The 16,293-nt window shown below is 69.1% G+C and carries 15 protein-coding genes; 6 read left to right on the forward strand and 9 right to left on the reverse strand.

The features are described from left to right. Positions 1 to 7: 7 nt before the first annotated feature. The gene (locus ACFYRU_RS34715) at positions 8 to 886 is read left to right on the forward strand and encodes a GNAT family N-acetyltransferase (RefSeq protein ID WP_387666815.1); all 879 of its coding nucleotides are present in this window, start codon (positions 8 to 10) and stop codon (positions 884 to 886) included. Positions 887 to 965: 79 nt separating this feature from the next. Here ACFYRU_RS34715 and ACFYRU_RS34720 read toward each other — a convergent pair whose 3' ends face one another. The 4 genes from ACFYRU_RS34720 to ACFYRU_RS34735 all read right to left on the reverse strand — a co-directional run bounded on the left by ACFYRU_RS34720 (position 966) and on the right by ACFYRU_RS34735 (position 5,645). Beyond that, positions 966 to 1,514 (reverse strand): GNAT family N-acetyltransferase, encoded by a 549-nt coding sequence (locus tag ACFYRU_RS34720; RefSeq protein WP_387666817.1) that lies wholly within the window; start codon positions 1,512 to 1,514, stop codon positions 966 to 968. Between the two features lie 481 nt (positions 1,515 to 1,995). After that, positions 1,996 to 4,056 (reverse strand): DUF222 domain-containing protein, encoded by a 2,061-nt coding sequence (locus tag ACFYRU_RS34725; protein WP_387666820.1) that lies wholly within the window; start codon positions 4,054 to 4,056, stop codon positions 1,996 to 1,998. 328 nt (positions 4,057 to 4,384) lie between these two features. Next, positions 4,385 to 5,251: a phosphotransferase gene (locus ACFYRU_RS34730; protein WP_387666823.1), complete on the reverse strand. Its 867-nt coding sequence runs from the start codon at positions 5,249 to 5,251 to the stop codon at positions 4,385 to 4,387. Between the two features lie 10 nt (positions 5,252 to 5,261). Continuing rightward, entirely contained in the window at positions 5,262 to 5,645 is a 384-nt protein-coding gene (locus ACFYRU_RS34735; RefSeq protein ID WP_387666826.1) for a DUF4870 domain-containing protein, read from the reverse strand. Between the two features lie 55 nt (positions 5,646 to 5,700). Between ACFYRU_RS34735 and ACFYRU_RS34740 the strand changes: the two genes are divergently transcribed. Continuing rightward, positions 5,701 to 6,585, forward strand: a complete 885-nt coding sequence (locus ACFYRU_RS34740; RefSeq protein WP_387666828.1) for an alpha/beta hydrolase — start codon at positions 5,701 to 5,703, stop codon at positions 6,583 to 6,585. Positions 6,586 to 6,632: 47 nt separating this feature from the next. Continuing rightward, a complete protein-coding gene (locus ACFYRU_RS34745; RefSeq protein ID WP_387666831.1) occupies positions 6,633 to 7,574 on the forward strand; it encodes an RNA polymerase subunit sigma-70 in 942 nt (313 codons plus the stop codon). Here ACFYRU_RS34745 and ACFYRU_RS34750 read toward each other — a convergent pair. Continuing rightward, the gene (locus ACFYRU_RS34750) at positions 7,555 to 8,979 is read right to left on the reverse strand and encodes an MFS transporter (RefSeq protein WP_387666834.1); all 1,425 of its coding nucleotides are present in this window, start codon (positions 8,977 to 8,979) and stop codon (positions 7,555 to 7,557) included. The genes ACFYRU_RS34745 and ACFYRU_RS34750 overlap by 20 nt on opposite strands. A gap of 23 nt (positions 8,980 to 9,002) precedes the next feature. Between ACFYRU_RS34750 and ACFYRU_RS34755 the strand changes: the two genes are divergently transcribed. Continuing rightward, positions 9,003 to 9,419: a MerR family transcriptional regulator gene (locus ACFYRU_RS34755; protein WP_387666837.1), complete on the forward strand. Its 417-nt coding sequence runs from the start codon at positions 9,003 to 9,005 to the stop codon at positions 9,417 to 9,419. A 9-nt stretch (positions 9,420 to 9,428) separates the two neighbouring features. Here ACFYRU_RS34755 and ACFYRU_RS34760 read toward each other — a convergent pair whose 3' ends face one another. Together ACFYRU_RS34760 and ACFYRU_RS34765 are read right to left on the reverse strand one after the other, a co-directional pair. Continuing rightward, the gene (locus tag ACFYRU_RS34760; protein ID WP_387666839.1) at positions 9,429 to 10,658 is read right to left on the reverse strand and encodes an RNA polymerase sigma factor; all 1,230 of its coding nucleotides are present in this window, start codon (positions 10,656 to 10,658) and stop codon (positions 9,429 to 9,431) included. A gap of 155 nt (positions 10,659 to 10,813) precedes the next feature. Continuing rightward, positions 10,814 to 11,185 (reverse strand): YciI family protein, encoded by a 372-nt coding sequence (locus ACFYRU_RS34765; protein WP_387666842.1) that lies wholly within the window; start codon positions 11,183 to 11,185, stop codon positions 10,814 to 10,816. Between the two features lie 115 nt (positions 11,186 to 11,300). On the opposite strand from ACFYRU_RS34765, the gene ACFYRU_RS34770 reads away from it, so the two are divergent. Next, the gene (locus ACFYRU_RS34770) at positions 11,301 to 12,734 is read left to right on the forward strand and encodes a flavin-containing monooxygenase (protein WP_387666845.1); all 1,434 of its coding nucleotides are present in this window, start codon (positions 11,301 to 11,303) and stop codon (positions 12,732 to 12,734) included. A gap of 4 nt (positions 12,735 to 12,738) precedes the next feature. Here ACFYRU_RS34770 and ACFYRU_RS34775 read toward each other — a convergent pair whose 3' ends face one another. Continuing rightward, positions 12,739 to 13,878: a citrate/2-methylcitrate synthase gene (locus tag ACFYRU_RS34775; RefSeq protein ID WP_387666848.1), complete on the reverse strand. Its 1,140-nt coding sequence runs from the start codon at positions 13,876 to 13,878 to the stop codon at positions 12,739 to 12,741. Between the two features lie 73 nt (positions 13,879 to 13,951). Between ACFYRU_RS34775 and ACFYRU_RS34780 the strand changes: the two genes are divergently transcribed. Then, positions 13,952 to 15,247 (forward strand): citrate synthase, encoded by a 1,296-nt coding sequence (locus ACFYRU_RS34780; RefSeq protein WP_387666850.1) that lies wholly within the window; start codon positions 13,952 to 13,954, stop codon positions 15,245 to 15,247. Between the two features lie 94 nt (positions 15,248 to 15,341). Here the strand turns inward: ACFYRU_RS34780 and ACFYRU_RS34785 are convergent, their stop codons facing one another. Then, a complete protein-coding gene (locus ACFYRU_RS34785; protein WP_387666852.1) occupies positions 15,342 to 16,223 on the reverse strand; it encodes a MurR/RpiR family transcriptional regulator in 882 nt (293 codons plus the stop codon). Positions 16,224 to 16,293 lie beyond the last annotated feature (70 nt).

Below are 16,293 nucleotides of genomic sequence, written 5' to 3' on the forward strand. Positions count from 1 at the left end.
TCACGGCGTGACCGCCGTAGATCCGCTGTCCGATGGTGAACTCGTACTGCGTCCGTCGCCGCCGAACGGGCAGGTGACGAGCTTCGCCGTCGAGCACGGCGAAGCACTGGGGACGGTCGAGGTGCGCCGGACCTCGCCGGGTGTCGCCCTGGTGACCTGGGCGCTCGACGGCGGGCCCGGTGTGGCTCAGCAGGCGCTTCGGCTGGTGAGCGAGTACGCGTTCGCCGAGCTCGGGCTGGAGCGGTTGCAGGTCGAGGTGGATCCGGAGCTGCACTCGTCGGCGCGGGTCGCGATCCGCTCCGGTTTCCGGCGCGAAGGCATCCTGCGTGGCGCCGCGCTGGTGGAGGGCGAGCGCCGCGACGTCGCGATCTTCGGAATGCGCGCCGGCGATCCGCGGCCGGACACGGTGACGGGCTGGACGGCGTTGATGGATTCGGCGCTGCCGAAGAAGCGCGTGATCGCGCACGTCGTCGTCCGGGACACGGGTGGGCGGGTGCTGCTCTGCCAGGTCAGCTACAAGAACGACCTCGAGCTGCCGGGTGGCGTGGTCGAGCCCGACGAGGACCCGGCGACCGGAGCGTCCCGGGAGATGGAGGAGGAGCTCGGTACGGCGCTGCCGCTGCTCGGGGTCCTCGCGATCGACTGGCTGCCGCGCTGGGAGGGCTGGGGCGACGCGGTCGAGATCCTGTACGACGGCGGCGTACACGACCCGTCACTGATCGACCGCCTGCAACCGGACGGCTTCGAGATCAAAGCCCTGTCCTGGCATGCCCCCGAAGCTTTGACCGGCCTGGTCTCCCCCTTGAACGCCCGCCGCCTCCCCATGCTCCTCGCCTCCCCCAACCACCTCCACAACCTGAGCAACGGCTCCCCGATCACCACCTGAGCAGCTGGCCGATTCCGCTCCGGCAAGCCCCGGATCCTGCCTGGCCAGGGTCGGCGTTACGCCACACGAGTACGAAGCGTTAGGCGTCAGGATTGCCGAGGCCGACTGCGTCATGCCGCCAGAAGGCCTCTGCATAGACCAGCGTCCCTGTCATCCACGGCTCGTACCTCGGGAGCTTGATGGCCTGGAAGGCGTCGTCCGGGATGCGCAGGGACGGCTTTCGAAAGCCCAGATCACCACCAGGCGCGAAGCCGAAGCGCGAGTAGTAGCCCGGGCTGCCTTCCAAGAAGACAAGGGGAGCAGCGCGCTCGGCAAGGTGTGCGAGTCCGTGCCGGACCAGGGCCGAACCGATACCGCAGTTGTGGAACTCGGGCTTCACCGCCAACGGACTGAGAACTTGCACGTCGACCAGCCGCCTAGGGGCATCGAGCAGGCTCCGGGTAAACATGACATGCCCGACGATGCGTCCGTCGCGCTCGGCGATCAGCGACAGGCCGCTGTCCGGGGTGATGATGTCCCGCAAACTGTCAACGAGGTCTGCCACGACGAAGCCATGGTCGCCGAACGCCCGCAAGTGAACATCCCGCACGGCTTGCACGTCACGCGCAAGCTCTTCCCGAAACTCCATCGCCGGAGAATAAGTCCTCCCGCGGTCGGCCCGCACCCGATATGCCGCCAGAACGACCCGCCGCTTGCCGCCACAACAACCCGCCGCTTGCCGCCACAACAACCTGCCGCTTGCCGCCAGAACGACCTGTCGCTTGCCGCCAGAACAACCTGCCGCTTGCCGCCAGTGCGACCTGCCGCCGAGAGACCGCCGAACCGGTCCGTGTGCCGAAGTCCTCGAGCTTCTCGCCGTTCGACGCGAACATCACCTGGCGGCCGCTCACGTGCGCGATCGCGACCGCGAGCGCGACCCCCGCCGCCGCGCGAGCGCACGCGACCGGCCCGCCGCGCCCACGCCCTCGAACGAGGAAAGATTTCGCCGCGACAACGCCAGTCCCCCGCCCGCCACAACGCCAGCTTCGCCGGCACGGCGCCAGATCCGCCGGCACGGCGCCAGATCCGCCGGCACGGCGCCAGATCCGCTGGCGCCAGATCCGCTGGCGCTAGAAGGGCGGAGGTTCGCCCGTGGGTGTCGCGGCAGGTGCGGGTTTCAGGGGGCCGCGGGCGGGTGGGACTGTGGTGTACCGGTGGCCAGTGGGTGCGGTGAGGGTGACGGATCCGTCGGGGTGTGCGGTGGTCGTCCAGCCCCAGTCGGGGTTGTCTTTGATGACGTGGTGGTATTCGCAGTAGGGGACGAGGCCGGTGAGGGTTGTGCGGCCTGTTCGGCGGAAGGGGGTGGTGTGGTCGCGGTCGCATTCGCGGGAGGTGCGGTTGCAGCCGGGCCAGGCGCACACGGGGTGCCGGGCCAGCAAGGTCTCGCTGACCAGTACGCCAGGGTCGTGGCGGGTGGTGGATGCTTCGAGGACGACGCCGGTGGTGGGGTCGGTGAGGATTCTGCGCCAGGTGCCGTCGGTGGCGATGCGGCGTGCCATGTCGGCGGGAACGGGACCGTAGCCGGTGAGCTCGCAGGGGTCGTCGTCCATCCCGAGCAGAGTGGTGATCGGCATGAGGACCTCGATGTGTGGTCGTCTGCGGTGCCGGTCGGGCAGTCGGCGGCCGAGCCAGTCGAGTCCGTTGTGCAGCATGTGCTCGAACAGGTCGGCCATGACATCGGCGCGTCGCTGTGGCGCGCTCCGCGCGTCGCGCCCCGCCCCGGCGGCGTCGGCGCTCCCGTCGGAGCAGGCGGTGTCGGCGCTCCCGGCGGTCCCGGCGGAGTAGGCGGTCCCGGCGGTCCCGGCGGTGTCAGCGCTCCCGGCGGTCCCGGCGGAGTAGGCGGTGTCGGCGCTCCCGGCGGTCTCGGCTGAGTAGGCGGTCCCGGCGGTGTCAGCGCTCCCGGCTGTCCCGACGGAGTAGGCGGTGTCGGCGCTCCCGGCGGTCCCGGCTGAGTAGGCGGTCCCGGCGGTCCCGGCTGAGTAGGCGGTCCCGGCGGTCCCGGCTGAGTAGGCGGTCCCGGCGGTGTCGGCGCTCGCGTCGGAGTAGGCAGCCCGGGCGGTGTCGGGGTTCGGGTGGCTGGTGCGCGCACGGGACGTGCTGACCGGTTCGCTGTGTGGAGCGCTGTCGGGCGCGGTGTGCGGGCTGGCGGCGTCCGGGGTGCCGGTGTCCATGGTGGCAGCCTGATCCGTCGGGGTGACCGGGCTGGTTGGGGTGGCCGGGGTGGTTGGGGTGGCCGGGATGGTTGGGGTGGCCGGGGTGGTTGGGGTGGGGCGTTTGGCTAGGTCGGCCATGGCTTGGATGACTACCCACATTTGCTGGATCTTGTCGGCGGTGTGCACGACCCACAGGCCTGCCATGCCGTCCGCGAGGGGGACGATCTTGCAGGTGCGGTCGGCGATGGCGGCGCGGTGGGCGTCGGCGTCTTCGCGGGTGGTGTGTTTGGCGATGTGGCGGCGGAGTGAGGCGTTCAGGTTTTTGTGGGTCTGGCCTGGGGCGCGGCGCAGGACGTGGGCTTCGACGGCGCGGGCCGCGTGCTCGGGTAGCGAGCGGGTGGCTTCGGAGATCGCCAGGGCTTTGGATGCGGTCAGGGCGCCGCAGCGCAGTGCGGTGTGGGTGGCGGCCAGGGTGCCGGTCAGGTGCAACGCGGTGTCGATGTGACGGCTCGCGGTGGAAGGTGCCAGGTGCAGGGCGGCGGCGATCTCGGCGGACCAGGAGCGTTCGGGGTCGAGCGGGCGGCCGGACGAGTCCAGCTGGGTGAGGCGAGGGATCTCGCTCAGTTGGGCCTTGCGTTGCCGGACGAACGACGCCATTGCGGCGCTCTTGATCGACGCGGCCCAGGACTCCATCCGGGCCGCGGCCTTCATTGCCTCGAGCGACGCGATCGGTGACTCGCACTGCGGACGCAGCTCCTCCAGCGCCGCGGCCAGTTCGGCGCCTGGCGGCAGGAACACCCAGGCCGGTGCCTTCAAACGCAGCATGAAGCGTTCGGCCTCGTCCTGGTCGACGCCGGCCCACTCCTCCCACTCGAGCGCATCGACGCGCGACATCGGCGGCAGTTCGTCGTGCCGGTCCGGGTCCCACACATCGTCGTCGTACAGCTCGCCAGGCGGCAGGTACGAGTCTGTGAGCACGTCGGGTGGCCACCGATCAGGCGGCACTAGATCGGGCGGCACTAGATCGGCAGCGGACAGCGCAGCGGGACCGCCCGGCGAGGATACGCCGAGGGCCGGATCGGTCATCGTCACTGTCATGTGTTCATATTCGAACAAGTGTTCGATCAAGTCAAATCAGGTTGCCTCCTGGGATCCCCGCTCCGCGTGGTCCGGCTCCGCAGACGCCGAGGCCGGGCACCGAGCGAACGCGGGTGAACCACGTCACCTCGGCGGCGGTGGTGGCGGACGGTCGGGGATGTCCGGACGGGCACCGTCGGGTACGAAGCGTCACGTCCGGCAGGCTGGCTCAACCGCGGGGCCAAGGCCTCGTGAGCTGGGCGACGCACCAGTTGTAGTGTCCGTCGTTCGCGTTCTGGTCGTAGATCGTGGCGGTGATGATTGCGTACGCGCGGCGGTAGAGCTGCATCAGCTCGCGATCGTGTCCGCGTTCCGCGAAGCGGGCTGTGAGTAGGTCGTCCAGCCGCCGGGCGTCCGGCGAGTACATGTCGAAGAAGCCCGCGGCCAGCGAGGCCTCGAACGTGTTGTCTCCGGCCGTGGACAGGAATCCCCAGTCCAGCACCGCCGCCACGTTCGCACCGTCCATCAACACGTTCGGCGGACAAACATCCCCATGCACCACACTCAACCCGCCGGCCCCCACCCCACCCGAGCCCGCCGCCCCTACCCCACCCCCGAGCTGGGCAAGATCGGCCGCCGTTTCTTCCAACAGTTGAGGGAAATCACGGACGTCACGCTCCAGAAAGACATTCGAAGCCTCAGCACGCCGACGTACCAAAGCCGCCAAACTCTCCCCCCAGGAACCCACCCAGAACGCCTCACCCACCACCGGTAACAACGTACTGGCCGGCCCAGGCCGCACCCCGCGCAAAGCCTCAACGACAGACACAAACGCATCAAGCGCAACCGACTCAGGCAGCCCGGCCTGATGCAACGGCACACCGACCAGCTTGTCCTCCACGCTGACCGCCAACCCACCGTCCCCCGCATCGACCGAGCGGATCCGCGGTGTCCGGAACGGCAACTCCGGCAGCTCGTCGAGGAACGCCTTCAACGGCAGCACGTCCTCCGGCCGCCGATCGAACCAGATCTTCCGCACCGTCCCGTTCCCGAGGTCGTAGACGGCGCCTTCCATCCCCTGCCCGATCAGCTCCACCCACCAGAGGTTAGTGGACGAACCGAATCGTCAACGGATACGAGTACTCCGCCCCGTTCGACGCCGCGACGGTCGCCAGAATGATGACGACGACAGCGGCAACAGCACCGATCGCCACCAGCGGTACGACGAGCAGCACCCCGAGCCCGAACGTCACGAAGACCAGCACGCTCGCAACCGCCGAGTAGATCAGCAGCGAGATCTGGAAGTTCAGCGACTCGACCGCGTTCCGCCGGACGAACTCCGACCGGTTCCGGAACGCCAGCCAGACCGCCAGCGGACACAGGAACCCCATCGCGAACCAGGCCGCGACGAACACCCCCACGTGCGCGACCATCGCCCACGTGCGTTCCTCCGAGGCTGACAGCGGCGGCCCCATACTCCACTGAAGCACACCGATTCCTTTCCGTGCAGCCCCTGGTCAATACAGCAACGGAAAGGAACCGACCATGGCAAGCAAGGAATCAGAAGCCGTACGGCGGCACTGGGAGTCTGTACGTGAACCCAAGGACCAACTGGAACGGGAGCGCGCCGACCACCGCTGGGCCGAGCTGACCACAGAACCCGAAGACGTCGACTACCTGGCCGTACCGGGCCGTCCCGCGCTGTGGATCGTCCCGCACGGCGCCGCCACGGACCGGGTGCTTCTCTGCCTGCACGGCGGCGGCTACATCAGCGGATCGCGCTACTCACACCGCAAACTGTTCGCACACATGGCCAAGGCGGTCGGCGTACGCGCGCTCGTCTTCGACTACTCGCTGGCGCCCGAACAGATCCATCCGGTCCAGGTCGACGAGGCCGTCGACACGTACCGTTGGCTGCTCGACCAGGGCATCGCACCCGAGCACATCGTCTTCACCGGCGACTCGGCCGGCGGCGGGATGTCGATCACCACCCAACTCCGGGCGCGGGCGGCCGGTCTGCCGGTGCCCGCCGGGGCGATGCCGTTCTCGCCGTGGATCGACTTCGAGGCGAGCGGATCGACGTACGACAGCAACCGGGACACGGACTCGTTCTTCCATCGCGACCTGGTCCGCGGCCTGGCCAGGATCTTCCTCGGCCCGGAGGGGTCGCCGCGGGATCCGTCCGTGAACCCGACGTACGGCGACCTGACCGGGCTCGGGCCGATCTACATCCAGGTCGGCGCGGACGAGGTACTGCTGGACGACGCGCGGGTTTTGGCGGCGGCGGCGGACAAGGCCGGAGTCGACGTCCGGCTGGATGTCTTCCCGGGGATGCAGCACACGTTCCAGATGGCTGCAGGGCGCGCGCCGGAGGCCGACGACGCGGTCCGGCGGATGGGACAGTGGGGGCGGAAGGTGCTCGGGCTGTGACTGTTACTGGAACTGTTACTGGAACTGGGACTGTGCAAGGAGTCGTGATGGACGAGTTCGCGGTGGTTGCGGAGCCGTTCCGGAAGGAACTGCTGGCGCACTGCTACCGGATGCTCGCGGCGGTGCACGAGGCGGAGGACGCGGTCCAGGAGACGTACCTGCGAGCGTGGCGGGCGTGGCGCGACTTCGAGGGACGGTCGTCGGTACGGGTCTGGCTGTACCGGATCGCGACCAACGTCTGCCTGACCGCGCTGGAGCAGCGCGGCCGGCGGGCGCTGCCGTCGGGGATCGTTGCCCCGAGCACCGATTTCGGCGATCCGCAGGCGCCGGTGCCGGACGGGATCGGCTGGATCGAGCCGATCGCGGAATCGCTGGTGGCGTCGTCGGACCCGGCGTCGATCGTCACGCAGCGGGAGAGTCTGCGGCTGGCGCTGATCGCGGCGCTGCAGTACCTGCCGCCGAAGCAGCGTGCCGTACTCATCCTGCGCGAGGTGCTCGCGTTCCCGGCGGCCGAGGTCGCGACGATGCTCGACACCTCGGTCGCGGCCGTGAAGAGCACGCTGCAACGCGCGCGGGCCCGGATCGACGAGACGGCGCCGTCGCGGGGCGAGGTCTACGAACCGACCGATCCCGCGGCCCGGGCGTTGCTCGACGACTACATCGCCGGGTTCGAGAACGCCGACACCGCGGCACTCGAGCGCGCCCTGCGTGCTGACGCCGCGCTCGAGATGGTCGGTACGACAGCTTGGTTCGACGGCATGGTGGCCTGCCTGAAGGTGATGTCCGACGCGGCCGGCGAGCCCGGCGACTGGCGGATGATCCCGATCATCGCGAACGGCCAGCCCGCCGTCGGCTCGTACTACAAGGGCGAGCCGTACGGCATCGCCGTACTCACCCCGGCTCCCGGCGGGCTCACCCACATCCACGTCTTCAGCACACCCTCGTTGGTCATGCACTTCGGGTTGCCGGCTACAGCTCCTGGGCGGTGAGGCGGGCGCGGCGGCTGGTGCTGATCAGGGCGAGTGTGACGACGACGAGGCCGACGGCGATCATCGGCCACCAGACTGTGTGCGCCGCGCGGACGAAGCGGTGTGGGTCGGTGGTCGCGGTGGCGCCGACGATCGAACCGGCCACCGCGACGCCGAGCGACGTACCGGTCTGGCGGCCGACCGACGCGAGGGAACCCGCCAGACCCGCCATCGACGCGGGCATGCCGGACACCGCGGAGTTCGCGATCGGTGGGTTGATCGTTCCGAGGAAGACGCCGAACAGCAGGAAGCTCCCAAGCACGATCGGCAGCGGCGTCGTCAAGCCGATCGTGAGCTGCGCGGCCGCTCCGAGCGCCAGCGCCGTACCGGCGATGGTGAGCGGCAGGCGTGGACCGTGGGCGCCGACCACTCGACCGGTGAGTGGTGAGAGTACGCAGATCAGCAGGCCGACCGGGAGCAGGCTCAGGCCGGCGTTCAGAGCGGACAGGTGGCGGACGCTCTGCAGGTAGAGCGTGGTGACGAAGAGGAACACGCCGAACCCGCTGTACGCGACCAGCGCGATGACGACGGCCGAGCTGAACGGGATGCTGCGGAAGAGCCGGAGTTCGAGCATCGGCTCGGTGCGGCGGCGTTCGTACAGGATCAGCGCCGCGGCCGCGATCGCGGCGACCACGAGCAGGGCGATGATCGGCGGCGCGGTCCAGCCGTGTTTCTCGGACTCGATGATCGCGGTGACGACGCCGCCGAGGAGCAGTACGACCAGGAGCTGGCCGATCGGGTCGAAGCGGCGGCCGTGCGCGGCGCGGGACTCCGGGACGTACCGGCCGGCGAAGATCACCGCGAGGACGACGATCGGCAGGTTCACCCAGAAGATCGAGCGCCAGCCGAGTCCGTCGACGAGCGCGCCGCCGAGGATCGGGCCGAGGACCAGCGAGAGGCCGGCGGTGGCACCGAAGATGCCGATCGCACGGGCCCGTTCGGCGCGGTCCGGGAAGACGCCGACCACGATCGCCATCGCGACCGGGTTCAGCATCGTGCCACCGACCGCCTGGACGGCGCGGGCCGCGATCAGCGTGTCGATCCCCGGGGCGAGGCTGCAGAGCAACGAGCCGAGACCGAAGACGATCAGGCCGAGGCGGAACATGCGCTTGCGGCCGTACCGGTCGGCGGTCGATCCGGACAGCATCAGGAAGCTCGCGAGCACCAGGGTGTAGGCGTCGACGGTCCACTGCAGTCCGGCGGTGGACGCGTTCAGGTCGTCCCGGATCGCGGGCAGGGCCATGTTGACGATCGAGATGTCCATCACCGAGATGAGCAGGCTTGCGCAGCAGATGATGAGGACCAGGTATTTCCGTACACTGGTCTGACCAGTGGCCTTAGTTGCCTCAGTTGTTGTGAGGGTCATACAACGAAGCTACGATTTAGAGCGTGCTCGAAGTCAATGAACGCGGGATCAGCATCGCCGAAGCCGCCGAACGTACCGGCGTCAGCGTCCACACCCTCCGCTACTACGAACGCGCCGGCCTGGTCGTCACCACGGTCGACCGCACCGCCGGCGGCCGTCGCCGCTACCGGAAGCGGGACCTCGACTGGATCAAGATCTGCACCAAGTTCCGCGCCACCGGGATGCCGATCCGCACGATCCGCAAGTACGCCGAACTCGTCACCGCCGGCCGGGGCAACGAGAAGGACCGCCTGGAACTCCTCGAAACCCACCGCTCCGAGATCCTCACCCAGCTGGCCGAACTCCAAGAAAGCCTGGAACTCATCGACCACAAGATCGACGTCTACAAAGGCCGCCTACAAGCCGGCGACGCCGACCAGCTCTGGGCTCCCCACCCATAACAGGTCCCCTCACTCGGTGTGGGGTGGGGTGAGTGCGTTGAGTCTCGTGGTGAGGAAGCGGCGTTCGGTTTCGTTGGCGGTCAGGTGGATTGCTTGTTCGTAGGCCTTGGCGGCTTCGGTGGGGCGGTTCAGGCGGGTGAGGATGTCGGCGCGGGTGGCGGGTAGGTAGGCGTAGGTCGCGAGGGCTGGTTCTTGGGCGAGGGCGTCGAGTTCGGCGAGGACCGACTCGACGTCGGCACCGGGGACCAGGCTGTGGGCGGCGGCCCGGTTGAGGGCGACGATCGGCGTCGGCCAGCTCACCATCATCGCGTCGTACATGCGGACCACCTGTTGCCAGTCCGTCTTCTCCCACGACGGCGCCGTCACATGCAACCCGGCGACCGCCGCCTGCAGCGCGAACCGCCCGTACCCACGCTGCAACGCCGCGGTAGCCCGCGAAACCCCCTCCGCCAGCAGCTTCCCGTCCCACCTCGACCGGTCCTGGTCCGCCAGCAACACCAACTCACCATCCGCGCTGACCCGAGCACCACCCCGCGCCTCGGTCATCAACAGCAACCCGAGCAGCGCCTGCGGCTCCGGCTCGCCCGGCATCAACCGCACCAGCAACCGCGCCAACTCGATCGCCCGCCCGGTCAGGTCCGTACGCGTCAGCTCCACCCCGGCAGCGACGTAGCCAGCCGTGTACACCAGGTGTACGACGGTCAGCACCACATCCATCCGCGCCGGCAACTCGTGGTCCGCCGGGATCCGGTACGGGATGCCCGCCGCGGCGATCTTCTTCTTCGCCCGCGTGATCCGCGCCGCCGCCGTCGCCTCACCGATCAGCAGCACCGCGGCGACCTCGCGTGTCGTCAGCCCGCAGATCAGCCGCAACGTCAACGCCACCTGCGAGTCCCGCGCCAACGCCGGGTGGCAGCACGTGAACACGAGCCGCAGCGGATCCGTCGGCTGTTCGGCCTCCCCAGGCTCCTCCACCAGCAGCGGCAGCTTCCGCCGCAGGTTGGTCTCCCGCCGGAGCCGATCCAGCGCGAGCCGCCGCGCGACCGTCGTCAACCACCCGCCCGGGTTGTCCGGGATCCCGTCCGGCCAGGTGCGCAGCGCCCGTACGAACGCGTCCTGGGTACAGTCCTCCGCGAGGTCCAGGTCCCGGGTCAGCCACACCACGGACGCCAGCACCGTCGACCAGCACTCCCGGTGTGCCTGGTCGACGACGCGCGTCACCTCGACCGCCTCAGTCACCCACTCCCCCGTTCCCCTCCGCGGGGTACGCCGACCCACACGGTGTCGGCGTACCCGCGGCACCAACTGGTCGGACCAGCAGACCGGTCCGACCTGCGGACCGGTCCGACCTGCGGACCGGTCGGACACCCCGACTGGTCCGACTTGTGCGCTGGTCAGGCCGGTGGTGCGGCGTCTTCGGACGTCGGCATCACCGGGCGTACCTCGATGTTCCCGGACGGGCAGGCCTTGGCCAGCTCCAGCGCCTGGTCCAGGTCGCGCGCCTCGATCAGGTAGAACCCGCCGAGCGCCTCGCGGGTCTCGATGAACGGCCCGTCGGTGACCAGCGGCTCCGCACCCTCGCGGTTCTTCACGGTGCTCGCCGTACTGGACCGCTCGAGCGCCTCCCCGCCGAGGATCTTCGCCCCGGCCTTCTCCACCGCTGCCGCGAACTCGCCGTGCAGCTTCATCGCCTGGTTCCACTCGTCCCGGGTCAGGTTGTCGTACCAGTCCTCGCTGTCGAACAGCAGGAACATGTACTGCGCCATGTCGGACTCCCTCGTCTAGCGCTTCTTACGGCGCCTCTTACTGGACATCTTGCTGACGATCGCCACGACACGGAATCGACAACGCCGGATCGGAATCTTTATTACCGTGGGGTACATGGAGCACTACGACGTTCTGGTCGTCGGCGCGGGACTGTCCGGGATCGGAGCGGCGTACCGCCTGCAGACCCGCTGCCCGGACCGCACGTACGCGATCCTCGAGGCGCGCGAGGCGCTCGGCGGCACCTGGGACCTGTTCCGCTACCCAGGGGTGCGGTCGGACTCGGACATGTTCACACTCGGGTTCCCGTTCCACCCGTGGAAGGCGGCGAAGGCGATCGCCGACGGGCCGTCGATCCTGTCGTACCTGCACGAGACGGCCGCGAAGTACGGCATCGACAAGCACATCCGGTACGGCGAACGCGTCGTCCGCGCGTCCTGGTCGTCGGCGGACGCGCGGTGGACCGTACACACCTCCGCCGCGTCGTACACGTGCTCGTTCCTGTACGCCTGCAGCGGGTACTACGACTACGACTCGGGACATGTGGTCGACTTCGACGGGCAGGAGGCGTTCGAAGGGCAGGTCGTACACCCGCAGCACTGGCCGGCCGACCTCGACTACACCGGCAAGCGGGTCGTCGTGGTCGGGAGCGGCGCGACGGCGGTCACGCTGGTGCCCGCGATGGCCGGTGCGGCGGAACACGTCACGATGCTGCAGCGCTCACCGAGCTACGTCGCGTCCCGCCCGGCCGTCGACGCGCTGTCGGACCGGATCCGCGCCGTCCTGCCCGAGAAGACCGCGCACCGGGTGATCCGTGGGAAGAACGTTGCCATGAGCACCCTGTTCTACAACGCCTTCCGGAAGTTCCCGGCGCATGCGGCGTGGTTGCTGAACAGTACGGTGGCCAAGCAACTACCGGACTCGATCCCGGTCGATCCACACTTCACGCCGCGGTACAAGCCGTGGGACGAGCGGCTCTGCCTGGTCCCGGACGCCGACCTGTTCAAGGCACTGCGGAACGGTTCCGCGTCGGTGGTGACCGACGAGATCGAGAGGTTCACCCCGTCCGGGCTGCTGCTCCGCTCGGGCGAGAAACTGGAGGCCGATCTCGTCGTCACCGCGACCGGTCTCCGTATGGTTGCACTCGGCAACATCAAGCTGACGGTCGACGGGTGGACCGTGAAGCCCGGCGACCGGTTCGTCTACAAGGGCATGATGCTGGACGGCGTACCGAACCTCGCCTGGTGCATTGGCTACACCAACAACTCGTGGACCCTCCGCTCGGACCTGACCTCCCAGTACGTGTGCCGCCTGCTCAACTACATGACCACCACCAAGAGCCGCATCTGCCGCGCCGACGTACCACCGACCGACTACGACGCGCCACGCCGCCCGGTGGTCGACCTGACCTCCGGCTACGTCCGGCGAGCCGCCGACATCCTCCCCCGCCAAGGCACCCACGGCCCCTGGCGTCTCCGCCAGAACTACCCCCGAGACCTCCTGTCCCTCCGCTTCACTCCAGTAACCGACGGCGTCATGCGATTCTTCTGACAGGTCAGCCGATCGGGGCCGGGGGTTGCGGGCCGACGTAGGTGGCGATGGGGCGGATGATCTTGGGGTCGGTGGACTGTTCGAGGATGTTCGCGGACCAGCCGATGATGCGGCTGACGGCGAAGGTGGGGGTGAACATCGCGCGCGGGATGCCGCACAGCTCCATCACCACGCCGGCGTAGAACTCGACGTTCGCGTACAGGTTGCGGCCCGGCTTGAGTTCGGCGAGTACGTCGACGATGCGCTGCTCGACCGTCGTCGCGAAGTCGACCAGGTCGCCGCCGATCCCGCGGGCGATGTCGCGCAGCATCAGCGACCGCGGGTCCTCCGTTCGGTACACGGCATGCCCGAACCCCATGATCCGGTCGCCCGCGGACACCTTCGCGCGGACCCAGGCGTCGATGCGGTCCGGCGTACCGATCTCGTCCAGACTCGCCAGCGCGCGGTCCGGGGCGCCGCCGTGCAACGGGCCGGAGAACGCGCCGATCGCGCCGGCGACCGCGGAGACGACATCGGCGCCGGTGGAGGCGATCACCCGCGCGGTGAACGTGGACGCGTTGAATCCGTGGTCGACGGTCGACACCAGGTAGTGCTCGATCGCGGCTGTGTGTACGGCGGTCGACTCGGCGCCGGTCACCAGGTACAGCCAGTTCTCCGCGGCCGTCAGATCGGCGCGCGGCTCGAGCGGCTGCTGTCCTTCGCGGAGGCGGTAGAGCGCCGCCAGGATCGTCGGGGTGACGGCGCAGACGAGCATCGCGTCGGCCTTGCGGCGTACCGGGTCGGCGTCCCAGAGCGGCGGCAGGGCGCGTACGGCAGCAAGCAGCGAGAGCGCCGTACGAAGGCCCGCAAGTGGGTTGAAGGTCGGACCAGCGGCCGCGATCGCGGGCAGTACGGCGCTGACCTCGTCCGGAAGGACGCGCAGCGGGGCGAGCTCCGCGACGAAGCGCTCGCGTTCGTCGGCGGTCGGGAGGTGGCCCTCGAACATCAGGTACCAGACGTCTTCGAGGCTCTTGGACTTCGCGAGCTCGATCGCCGAGTACTGCCGGTAGTGGTAGAACCCCTCGTCACCCCGGACGTCGCCGAGGGTCGTCTCGGTGACGACGACGTTGCGCAGACCGGGCGGGGCAGTGATCGTTGTTGACATGACTTCAGAGTTGACAGGCAATCAACTATTGTCAATATTGATCCAGTCAACATGAACGGCTCGAGGAGCGGGGATGTCAGCCGAAGGTGACGAGAATTACCTGACCACCGCGGAGGTCGCGCGCCGGCTGCAGGTCAAACCGGCCACCATCTACGCGTACGTCAGCCGAGGCCTCCTCACCAGCGTCCGCGCCCGCGGCCGCCGCGGCAGCCTGTTCTCCAGCACCGACGTGGAACGCCTCGCCGCCCGCTCGGTCGAACACTCCGGCGTCGTCGAACGCATCGAGTCAGAACTCACGCTGCTCAAAGACGACGAGCTCTACTACCGCGGCCACTCAGCACGCTTGTTAGCCACCACCGCAACAGTCGACCAGGTCGCCAACCTCCTCTGGTCCAACCAGTTCCCCACCGCCGACACGGCGGGAGCCGGCGCGGCGGATGCAGCCCGCGGGGACGGCGAGCGCGGCACGGGCGCAGACGGGGCGGGCGTGCACGGGGCGGGCGTGCACGGGGCGGATGCGCCGCGGGGCGAGGGGTGGACGGACGTGGGGTTGTTTGCGGGTGATGGTCGCGGGGTGGAGCTGGCTAGGCGGGCCATGGGTGTGGTGCCGCCGGATGCTCGGCTTGTGGATGGGGTTCGGGTGGCGGTGGCGGTGTTGGGGGCGGCGGATGGGTTGCGGTTTGATTTGTCGCCCGGCGCGGTGACGGCGGCGGCTGGGCGGTTGGTGGGGAATCTGGTGGCGGCGCTGCCGGGTCCGACCGTGGACGGGACGTTGGGGGCCCGGTTGTGGCCGAAGCTTTCGGATCAGGAGCCGCGGCCGGAGTTGCTCGATGCGGTGCTGATCTTGCTCGCCGATCACGGGCTCGCGGTGTCGACCGTCGCCGCGCGGGTCGCCGCGAGCGCTCGCGCCAACCTGTACGCGGTGATCTCCGCCGGACTCGGCGCACTCGACGGGCAGTACCACGGCGCCGCGCCGACGCTCGCGTACGAGTTCCTCGCCCGCGCGAAACAGGACCCACTCAAAGCGTTGTCGGACCAGTTGCGTACCGGCGAACCGATCCCCGGCTTCGGCCACAAGATCTACCAGCACCACGACCCGCGCGCCGAAGTACTCCTCGAACTCCTGAACGACCACCCGATCGTCGCCACGGTGCACGCGATCGCCGAACGCAGGCCGACGTTCCCGAACAGCGACCTGGCGATCGCCGCGCTCATGCACGCGTACAACTTCCGCCCCGACGCCGGCGATGCCCTGTTCGCACTCGCCCGGATGATCGGCTGGACCGCGCACGCCCTGGAGGAGTACGCCGCCCCCGCGCTCCGCTTCCGCGCCATGGGCGTCTACACCGGCCAAGGTGGGCTGCCGTAGCGACAGCCCACCACACAGCTACTTCGCCGGTTGTCGTAGGCAAGCGTCTGGATGAACACCCAGGCCGGGATGTCCCCGTGCAGCGCGGCATCCCTCAGGTGCGCCGGCGGTGGGCGGTGACTGCGTCGGCGGTGGCGTCGAAGGCCTGTTCTGCCAGCAGGTAGTCGCGTTGCGCGACCCCGAGGTACAGCGCGTCGAGAACCAGCAGTTGCGCGTGCCGCCCGGCCAGGCCGCCGGTCCGGAACGTCACGTCGCGGGCCGCGGTGACCAGTACGATCCCCGCGACCTGCGCCAGCGGCGACCGCGGATAGTTGGTGACGGCAACGGTCGTGGCACCTTGCCGCCCGGCCCTGATCAACGGCTCCAGTACCTCGATCGTCTCGCCGCTGTGCGAGATCCCGACCGCGACGTCCCCGGTCCCGAGCAACGCGGAACTGGCCAGCGCGGTGTGTACGTCGCTCCAGCTACTCGCACCCCGCCCGATCCGGTGCAGCCGCAACCGCAGATCCTCCGCCACCGCCGCGGACCCGGCCACGGCGTACAGATCGATCCGCCGCGCATCCGAGATCGCCAGTACGGCCCGCCCGAGCGCGGCAACGTCGAGTGCCGCGACGGTTTCCTCGAGCGCGCGGCTGTCCGCGCGGAGCAGGGTGCGCAGTACGTCGTCCAGCGAGTCGTCCGGTCCGACCTCGGACCCGGTCCCCCGCTCCCAGCTGAGACTGGTCCGACCAGTCTCAGCCGCAAGCGTCAGCCTCAGCTCCGCGTACCCGGACAGGCCGAGCGCCAGGCAGAACCGCGTCACACTCGGCAGCGACGTACCGCACCGCTCCGCGAGTTGCCCGATCGTCGACGACGCCACCGCCGCCGGATCCCGCAGTACCTCGGCCGCGATCCGCGCCTGCGCCGGACTGAGCGCCGGCAACAGACCGTGGATCCGCGCCTCAAGACTCGGCAACGGCGACTCGGCAGTACTCATGTAAAGAATTCTCAGAGCACCGCAACACCGATTTCAACAATTCACACTGACCGGTTCCGGTCACGACAAG

The sequence above is a fragment of the Kribbella sp. NPDC004536 genome, from assembly GCF_042873835.1.
In the GTDB taxonomy this organism is placed as follows: Bacteria; Actinomycetota; Actinomycetes; order Propionibacteriales; family Kribbellaceae; genus Kribbella.

Bases quoted from the DNA above. Each gene is read 5' to 3' on its own strand.
- ACFYRU_RS34780 (WP_387666850.1), top strand. From the start codon at position 13,952: ATGTCAGCCGAAGGTGACGAGAATTACCTGACCACCGCGGAGGTCGCG.
- ACFYRU_RS34770 (WP_387666845.1), top strand. From the start codon at position 11,301: ATGGAGCACTACGACGTTCTGGTCGTCGGCGCGGGACTGTCCGGGATC.
- ACFYRU_RS34775 (WP_387666848.1), bottom strand. From the start codon at position 13,878: ATGTCAACAACGATCACTGCCCCGCCCGGTCTGCGCAACGTCGTCGTC.
- ACFYRU_RS34750 (WP_387666834.1), bottom strand. From the start codon at position 8,979: ATGACCCTCACAACAACTGAGGCAACTAAGGCCACTGGTCAGACCAGT.
- ACFYRU_RS34720 (WP_387666817.1), bottom strand. From the start codon at position 1,514: ATGGAGTTTCGGGAAGAGCTTGCGCGTGACGTGCAAGCCGTGCGGGAT.
- ACFYRU_RS34740 (WP_387666828.1), top strand. From the start codon at position 5,701: ATGGCAAGCAAGGAATCAGAAGCCGTACGGCGGCACTGGGAGTCTGTA.
- ACFYRU_RS34785 (WP_387666852.1), bottom strand. From the start codon at position 16,223: ATGAGTACTGCCGAGTCGCCGTTGCCGAGTCTTGAGGCGCGGATCCAC.
- ACFYRU_RS34765 (WP_387666842.1), bottom strand. From the start codon at position 11,185: ATGGCGCAGTACATGTTCCTGCTGTTCGACAGCGAGGACTGGTACGAC.
- ACFYRU_RS34745 (WP_387666831.1), top strand. From the start codon at position 6,633: ATGGACGAGTTCGCGGTGGTTGCGGAGCCGTTCCGGAAGGAACTGCTG.